1 protein-coding gene and 1 pseudogene are annotated in these 1,342 nt (G+C 49.8%); both read left to right on the top strand.

The window, feature by feature from the left end:
- Positions 1-550: pseudogene (locus tag U9S71_RS20865) on the top strand (hypothetical protein); the annotation flags it as partial.
- Entirely contained in the window at positions 547-936 is a 390-nt protein-coding gene (locus U9S71_RS20870; protein ID WP_326329798.1) for a GtrA family protein, read from the top strand. The pseudogene U9S71_RS20865 and the gene U9S71_RS20870, both read left to right, overlap by 4 nt.
- Positions 937-1,342: the final 406 nt, after the last annotated feature.

The following is a 1,342-nucleotide window of genomic DNA, read 5'->3' on the forward strand; positions in this document are numbered from 1 at the left end:
GTTGGCCTCGCGACTGTTCTACCGGTTGATCAACCGCTTCGCCGACCATGCCATCATCCCCAATGCACCTGATTTCCGGCTGCTCGACGGGCAGGTGGTCAAGGCCCTTTCCGCTTTCCGCGAACAGGGGCTTTACCTTAAGGGCATCATCCCGTGGATGGGATACAGGCAGGCCACGGTGATGTTTGACGTCGGTGTCCGCCAGCACGGCCACAGCCGCTATTCGCCGCTGAAGCTCCTGTCGCTTTCAATGAAGGCCTTTGTTTCGGGAAGCATAGCCCCTCTACGGCTCTCGATGGCTCTCGGTGCGGTATTCGCGGGCTTGTCTTTCTGCTATGGCTTCTACGCACTGTACATGCACCTGTTTACGGACGAGACCGTCGCCGGTTGGACATCCATCATCGCCAGTATTTTATTTATTGCGGGGATCCAGTTTCTGCTTATGGGGGTAATGGGCGAATATATCGGTCGTACGCTGGCGGAGGCAAGAGGACGGCCGCCGTACCTTATCCGGGAGGGGAATATTAGCACCGGTAGCAAAATGCAATGATTGGCATCCAAAAGATCATTAAATATTACCTATCCGGCTTAGCCTGTTTTAGTCTCGATTTTGCAGTAACGTGGATGTGCTATTCCATCCTGTTGGTTAACCCCTATATCGCTCACGGTATCGGCTGGTTGCTGTCCACGGGCTGTAGTTTCCAGCTGAACCGCATGTGGGTGTTTGGGGACCGGGATGACGCCCGCGGGAAGTTTACCATATTCATTGCATTAGCGCTTTTGGCCGTGGTCATAAGCACGGTATTGTTGCATGTGTTGCACAGGATAGCCGGCCTGGATTTTTACCTTGCTAAGTTCATTGCCATGGGCATGGTATCGGTAATGAACTATGTATTGGTATCACGTTTTATATTTGATAGGCGGGACGATCCCTAACGACATACCAAATGCTTTAATAACTCGGATAGCCCATATAATGCTTGAAAGGATGGGAATAATCGCTGAAACCATCAAAATAATAAACGGCGGGTACGGGGGGTTGTAAGCGCCCGCGATATGTGGTAATATTGTCGGGAAGATAAGCCGGTTATAGCCTTAGGTATCAGAACCATGGTTTTTTGGGGTGTCTGTTTGGCGGTACGCCCCGACATGAGCTTAGATGTTTTGTATTTACGGATTTATTGACACGATAATTTTAAACACTAAATGATGTAATCATGAAAAAGATCAGATTAACAGCAGTACGTGCCATCGCGGCGGCGGTGTTTGTTTTTGCGTTTATGCTTAACATTCACACGAACCTGGAAGGGGAAACAACATTGTTTGGGCAAATGCTTGTGGG

It is taken from the genome of Parapedobacter flavus (assembly GCF_035818675.1).
GTDB classification, from domain to species: domain Bacteria; phylum Bacteroidota; class Bacteroidia; order Sphingobacteriales; family Sphingobacteriaceae; genus Parapedobacter; species Parapedobacter flavus.

Excerpts from the sequence above, each read along its gene's own strand:
- U9S71_RS20870 (WP_326329798.1), top strand. The coding sequence starts at position 547 with ATGATTGGCATCCAAAAGATCATTAAATATTACCTATCCGGCTTAGCC.